This window comes from Bifidobacterium sp. POST2/T3 (B1) (assembly GCF_058197115.1).
Genome location: NZ_JBVPQK010000143.1, coordinates 1 through 6,349, shown reverse-complemented (window position 1 = coordinate 6,349; position 6,349 = coordinate 1). Strand labels below are relative to the sequence as shown.

5 protein-coding genes and 1 riboswitch are annotated in these 6,349 nt (G+C 56.8%); of the genes, 1 reads left to right on the top strand and 4 read right to left on the bottom strand.

What is annotated here, in order from left to right; translation table 11 throughout:
* Positions 1-416, bottom strand: a 416-nt coding sequence (locus AC0AP0_RS07560; RefSeq protein WP_490429996.1) for an AraC family ligand binding domain-containing protein, incomplete at its 3' end; no start/stop codon positions are given.
* Positions 417-545: 129 nt separating this feature from the next.
* Positions 546-2,864, bottom strand: a complete 2,319-nt coding sequence (locus AC0AP0_RS07555; protein WP_490429994.1) for a beta-L-arabinofuranosidase domain-containing protein — start codon at positions 2,862-2,864, stop codon at positions 546-548.
* Between the two features lie 456 nt (positions 2,865-3,320).
* Between AC0AP0_RS07555 and AC0AP0_RS07550 the strand changes: the two genes are divergently transcribed.
* Positions 3,321-4,907: an oligopeptide:H+ symporter gene (locus AC0AP0_RS07550; protein ID WP_254476992.1), complete on the top strand. Its 1,587-nt coding sequence runs from the start codon at positions 3,321-3,323 to the stop codon at positions 4,905-4,907.
* A gap of 162 nt (positions 4,908-5,069) precedes the next feature.
* Here AC0AP0_RS07550 and AC0AP0_RS07545 read toward each other — a convergent pair whose 3' ends face one another.
* Both AC0AP0_RS07545 and AC0AP0_RS07540 read right to left on the bottom strand, forming a co-directional pair.
* A complete protein-coding gene (locus tag AC0AP0_RS07545) occupies positions 5,070-5,588 on the bottom strand; it encodes a GNAT family N-acetyltransferase (protein ID WP_445342465.1) in 519 nt (172 codons plus the stop codon).
* A 61-nt stretch (positions 5,589-5,649) separates the two neighbouring features.
* Positions 5,650-5,967: a DMT family transporter gene (locus tag AC0AP0_RS07540; protein ID WP_198176677.1), complete on the bottom strand. Its 318-nt coding sequence runs from the start codon at positions 5,965-5,967 to the stop codon at positions 5,650-5,652.
* An 8-nt stretch (positions 5,968-5,975) separates the two neighbouring features.
* Positions 5,976-6,039: riboswitch (guanidine-III (ykkC-III) riboswitch) on the bottom strand.
* Positions 6,040-6,349: the final 310 nt, after the last annotated feature.

The following is a 6,349-nucleotide window of genomic DNA, read 5'->3' as shown; positions in this document are numbered from 1 at the left end:
CCCATGGCGATCTCCATGAGCAGGCAGGTCATGAAATAGCTGCAGTAGGGGCTGGGATCCGGGTAGGTGCGCTGGTAGATGTCAAGCAGCTGGTTGAACATGACGGTCAACCGATTGTTGTCTGCCAGACGAAAATCCAGGGGCAGCACCACGCGTGCCGCGCCCTGGTCATTTCTATCCCTCTGTTCGTCAGGCAGGCCTTGAACTCTTTGCCAGTCAGGCAAGGTGAAGTGGGCCCAGTAGAAGGTCAGAGGTTCCTGTCCCAGCCGTCGACTGCCCTCATGAGGGGTGCCGGGCGGGATCAGCAGCAGGCCGCCTGCTTTCAGATCATGATGCCGTCCGGACACGGTCAGCGGGAGGAGGCCCTCTTCAACCAGAATCAGCTCAAAGCTGTCAACGGTGCGGCGCTCGTGGATCCATCCGGGGGTGCCGATGAAGCGCCCTGCGGATTTGAAGACCGCCGCATCGTTGGGGAAACTGGTGATGATCGCCTGATCCGTGCTGACCGTCCTCCCTGTAGCTGAAACCTTGGCCTTAGGACACGGTCAGTGGCTGGCCACTTCGACGTAGGCATGATATGGCTGGTTTTCGTCAATGGTCCAGAGGGGGACGAATTCCAGGCCGCTGTCCCGGTGACGGAAGACCAGCTTCTCGCCCTGGCGCTCGAAGGCGGACCCAAGATCCTTCCGGTCGATGTCAAGGCTCTGCATATCAGTGCTGGGGCTCAAGGCGGCAAGCACGTAGGGCCCCCAGGCCACGGCGGCCAGGGAAGGCCGGTCCGGGGTGCCGATCAGCCGGATAGTCGGATCGAATGTCAGCGTAATGGTGGTTCCTGACCAGGAATTCAGACCGCAGGCGCTCGCATCAAGGACCGCCACAGCCGGGTCGGTGCCCATGAGAGACTGGGACACCGGGGTTCCGTCGATGTCGATGTGGACCCTGCCGCGGGTCCAGGCGGGAATGCGTAGGGCCAGGCGCGGTCTGTTCAGGGCTTCTATGGTGATGGTTATCTTCTCGGGGTGGCGGTCGTCCACGCCCACGCTCAGCGCCATCTTCTGGTCGATGTCGTTCAGGCTGCAGGGCAAATACTGCTCGATCCACAGGGTCTTCTCATCTGTGTAGAAGGCTCCATCGGCGTAGTAGAAGTGCGATTCCAGGCCGGTGCCGTGGCAGCAGCTGTTCTCCTCATCGAATTCCTTGTGGCCGCCCGGCTGAGTGGGGAAGAAGTAGAGACTGCCGCCCTGGGGTACATGGTCGGTGCTGGCGGCGATGTGGTTGAGTGTGGTCAGCTCGGTGTAGTCTGCATACTCCTGATCGGGGTCGAAGGAGAACAGGAGCGCCGACAGCTTGAGCAGGTTATAGGAGGCGCAGGACTCAGCGGTGTTGTCCTTGAGCAGGGCGCCGATCACGTCGGGCTGTTGGAACATTTCGCCCTGACCGGTGCCGCCCATGGCGTAGATGTGATGGCCCATGACCGACTTGAGGAAGAACTCGGCCTGCTGCAAGTAGTAGGGCAGCCCGGTCTGGCGAAAGAGCTCCACCGAACCGATGACCTGGGGGATGTGCTGGTTGCCATGCAGCCCGCCCAGGGCATCCACCTTCTGGCGCATGGGGACCATGAGACGGTCGTTGTCGAAGAGGCGAGCGGCCTCCAGGTGCTCCTTACGTCCGGTGATGGCGTACAGGTGGGCCAGGGACTCGTTCATGCCTCCGAACTCGCCAGCGATATACATGCTCCACATATTCTGCAACTGCTCATGGGGGAGTCGGTGGACGCGGTCATAGACCCAGTCGCCCAGGTCCGAGGCCACGCGCAGAGCCGTTTCATTGCCGGCGAAGTGGTAGGCGTCGATCAGCCCAGCCAGAATCTTGTGCAGGGTGTAGTAGGGCGCCCAGATAGTGGGGTAGGGCGCGTACTGCTCCAGCTTGTCGAACTGGCTCTCGTCGTAGGCCGACAGGAAGCCCGGCTTGGTGGCTCCGCTCTTTGCAAAGGCGGCCTGGACCTCGGCCAGCCCGTCGACCAGATAGGTCAGTTTGGTCCGAATGTCCTCGTCGCCGGTAGCGGCATACCCCAAGGCGTATGCGGACAGGACGTGGCCGGTGGTGTGGCCGCGCAAGTTGGAGTCCGGAGCGTCCCAGCCGATCATAGGCTTGGCTCCCTTGGTGTCCAGGTGGGCGGCCCGGCGGAACTCCACCAAGAGCTGATCGTCGTCCAGAGTTTTCAGGAAGGCTATCCGCCGACGCTGGTTGCCTGCAAGCATTCCATCACCGTTGAGCCGCACCCGGGAGATGGGCACGCGGCGGACCTTAGGGCTGGAATCCACTGGCTGTTCGGGGTCTTCGTCAATCACCTGAACCTTGCACTGCACACGGATATCGCTGCCGTCGATGGATCCTTGGAAGTCATGTTCGCCGGTCTGTTCATCCCTCTGCTCAACACCTTCGTCCCAGTTGACCCGCTGGGAGACCTTCTGGCCGTCCTTGGTCAGCACGGCCGTGAACATGGGCAAATAGTAGGTGATGCCCTTGCGCGCCTTGATCTCGATGGGGTAGACCTTGCGTACTTCAATCTTGTTGGGCATCTGCAACACGGTCACATCGAAGCTGCGCTGGGCCTCGCCGCCGCCCTTGGTGACGGTCGCGGTCAGGGTTACGTTCCGGTCGCCTAGGCCGTATTCGGGCTGATTGACCTTGCCTTGAGGGTTCACCCATCGATCGTCGCTGCTGGTCCACTCGATGGTGGTTCCCTCCACCCCTTCGGTCGGCAGTTTCAGGTCGAAGTCCACGGTGCCCGTGTTGCCGATGTAGATCTGACGGGCCGCCTCATCGACGCAGTCCTGATCAGTGTGCATGGATGATGTCATGATGAATTACCTACTTCCTCCGTTGACAGGCGGATTTTGTCGGTCATGCTTTCCGTCGGGTCGTCTCCGATCCGTCGGCGCCGCTCTGCCCCGACGCCTTGGTGCGCCTTACCTCATCAGTCTATGGACGGAAGCCCGATTATGAAGGTGGGGGAAATCGTCGAATGGGTGGACAATCTTGTGCCTTTGGTTTGGAGTTGTTCTGGCTAGCTTCTATGTCTTCCTAATCCTTGCAATGGTGCGCTTTCTGAGCAAGGAACGACCTGCCAGGGGAGCCTTGTCGGGTATTGGCCAGATGGCATTACCGAGAAATGTCCACCTTTTCCCATTCTCTTTGCACCTACGTCCAAAGGGCTGAAGATTTACCGTTCCAAGTGGAACAGCCTGTGGTTCCACGCAGAGCAAAAGGGTGCCGAACAACGAGGGTCGACACCATTGAGAAGCGAGGAGAAGCGTATGGCAACATCATCGGAACATGTCGACGAGCAGTCAGACAAGGACCAGCAGGATTCGAACCTGGTGGTCGATGAGTCCGGTCTCAAGGTCGACCATCATCAAGAGGAGGAATTGGAACATCTAAGAGCAGATCGTTCCTTCTTCGGTTACCCCAAGGGTATTGGCATACTGGCCACGGGCAACCTTTTCAACTCCATCTGCTGGGCCTCTTACGGGGCTGTGATGATTTACTATCTCTACAAGCCTTGGACCAAGGGATTGGGATTCACCCAGGGTGAGGCGGCCCAGCTTATAGCCATCGTGGCGGCCATCAATTCCATGTTCGAAATACTGGGCAGCTGGCTGGCTGATCGAGTTTTTGGCGCTCGCAAGGCGCTGGTCATTGGCAATATCACCAAGGGACTGTCCTGCGGCCTTCTTGCTATCCCTGCATTCTCAATCGGTCAGGGTCGCGCTTTTGCCATAGTGGGCATGGTTCTCATGAACATTCCTATCGTCGGTGCCTCCAACGCCTCGTTGACCGGTATGCTCTTCCACCGCGATGACAGTCGTCGTGACGGGGCCTTCGCTATTCATGCTATCGCCAACAACATAGCGGGCTTTATCACTCCTGTGATTTCTGCTCAACTGGGGCTGGTCAACTATCATTACGGCTTTGCTATCGGGGCGGTCGCGGCCCTACTCTATGCCGCTATTATCGGCTTGCCCGGTAATCGTTTCTTCGGATCCTTGGGTTCAAAGCCGTCCAGGCCCTTGAGCGCCCAAGAAAAGAAGCGCTACAGTCTAATCGCACTGGTGGCCCTGGTTGTCATTGCTGCTTTCATAGCCGTGCTGCTCTTGTCCAAGAAGGTCAGTGTGAACAGCCTGGCCAATACTGTCAGTTCGTGCACATTCGTGGTGGCGATTCTCTTCTTTGCCATTATCTGGCGTTCCAAGCGCATCAGCAGTACTGAACGGCATAGGTTGCGCGCAGTGACTCCCCTGTTGATCATGCAAATTGTAATTGGTGTGGACTACGCCATCCAAGGCACCACCCTGCTGATGTTCCTGGATCAGCGTATCAACCGTAAGTTTGGCGGTATCGAAATCGCACCAGGATCCTTCACGACCATTGTGGGTATTATTTCTCTGCTTTCAGGACTCTTCTTCAGCTGGTTCTGGGTCACCGACCTGGGCAAGCGTTGGAAGTCGAGCAGTCGTCTCTGCTTTGGTTTCTTCTTCACCGGCATCGCCAATTTCCTCCTGATTGTGCCGACTGTCGTGCTCAATCCTCACGCCGGAAAATACTCGGTGGTATGGCTGCTGGTTTATTACTTGGTCAGCAATTTCGGTGGATTCCCCTACGGTGTTGCAGCTAACTCAACTGTTGCTGCAATTGCTCCGAAGTCTTACGAGACGCAGATGCAGACCTCACTAACATTGTCTGCAGCCATCGGTACCGCCATCATGCTGGTCGTCTATGGAAGGTTGAAGTCGCTGGATCAGCAACTTCCTCTATTCCTGATCATTGGCACTTTGGAAATTGTTGTTGCGGTTGTGGTAATGATGTTCAGCAAGCGTTTCGAATCCATGATTCTCGATGATTAGTGAATGGATCGGTCTTTGTCGAGCGAAGATCTCTACAAAGACCGGGTGATAGTGAAGAGGTAAGCAGTTTCGCAATAGCCCTTTGCTGTTGTCAACAGCGGCACCGGAGGCCATCCGCAATTTTGTGGCTTTCGGTGCCTCGTGTTTGCACAGAGGTAGCTATTAATTGATTGCTGCGGTCATGATCCAGTCGGTCTGAATGTCAGCGCCCAAGGTGAAAGTGTGCTCGCCGGTCCGTTTGAAGCCCATGGCTTGGTAGAAACGTTGAGCGGGTTCATTGTGCTCCCATACACCCAGCCAAATTTTGCTCAGTCTCTGGTTCCTGGCTCGTTCGAAGGCCTGATTGACCAGCAGTGTGCCCAGTCCCTGGCGTTTGAAGTCCGATAGGACGTAGAGCCGCTCGATTTCTATTGAAGTGTCACCGAACTGCTCGGTCTGGGCTTTCCCTGTGTTGAGCTGCATGTAAGCTGCGGGCGTGCAATCCACGCTGGCCAGGAGAAGGACGGATTCAGATTCAGACAATTGCGACTTGACCAGTTCGGAGGAGAAGGAATGCAGGAGGTAGTCTTCCATGTTCTCTTGGCTGTTGTCGGCGGCGAAGGTGTCACGGAAGGTAGTCATGCCCAAGGAACATATCAGCCCGGCATCATCCGAGGTGCATTGCCGTATTGTTGCGGTCATGATGGCGATTCCTTTCTTCATTGATTCTGCTGCTGGATATTTCTGCTTTGATAGGCTGTTCTCAGTTGACGATCTTGAGTCCGACCACGCAGGCGACCAGACCGATGATGAGCAGAATGCGGGCGAGTGAAACAGGCTCCGATCCAGTAGCCATGGCGTATAGAACGGTCAGGGCAGCTCCGATGCCGACCCAGATCGCATAGGCCGTGCTGGTAGGGATGCTGCGCATGGCAAAGGCCAGACCCACCATGCTCAGAATCAATCCCACGATAAATACGATGTCAGGGACGATTTTGGTAAAACCCTGAGACTTGCCTAGGGCGGTGGCCCAGACCGATTCGCAGATGCCAGCGAGTATAAGTATGATCCACGAGGACATGGTTCCCTTCCGGCAAGTCTTGTCGCTGTCCGGGTACTTGACCATCGTCCGGGAACCTGAATCAGATTCTGGCCATCAGAATAGCACGGGGCAACACCCTGATAGTTGAATAGCAAGGGAGCGGCCGAGGGTTCATTGTAAGAAGGAATCAGGGTTAATTCAGGGTCGTTTCAGGGGTTTGCCGGATGTTGTCTCCCCCGCCGATCGGCTATTCATATAAATAGAGGGATCTAGCAGGGTGTACGCACGAGGATGTGGCAGGTGAATGAATCATGACTTGGGCCTTACGTGATCTGAAAGCCAATAGCGGCATTTGGGCTGGCGTCTTTATCGTTCTTGTGGTCACGCAAACTCTGCTCTGTGCCATGAGTGTGAGCATGGG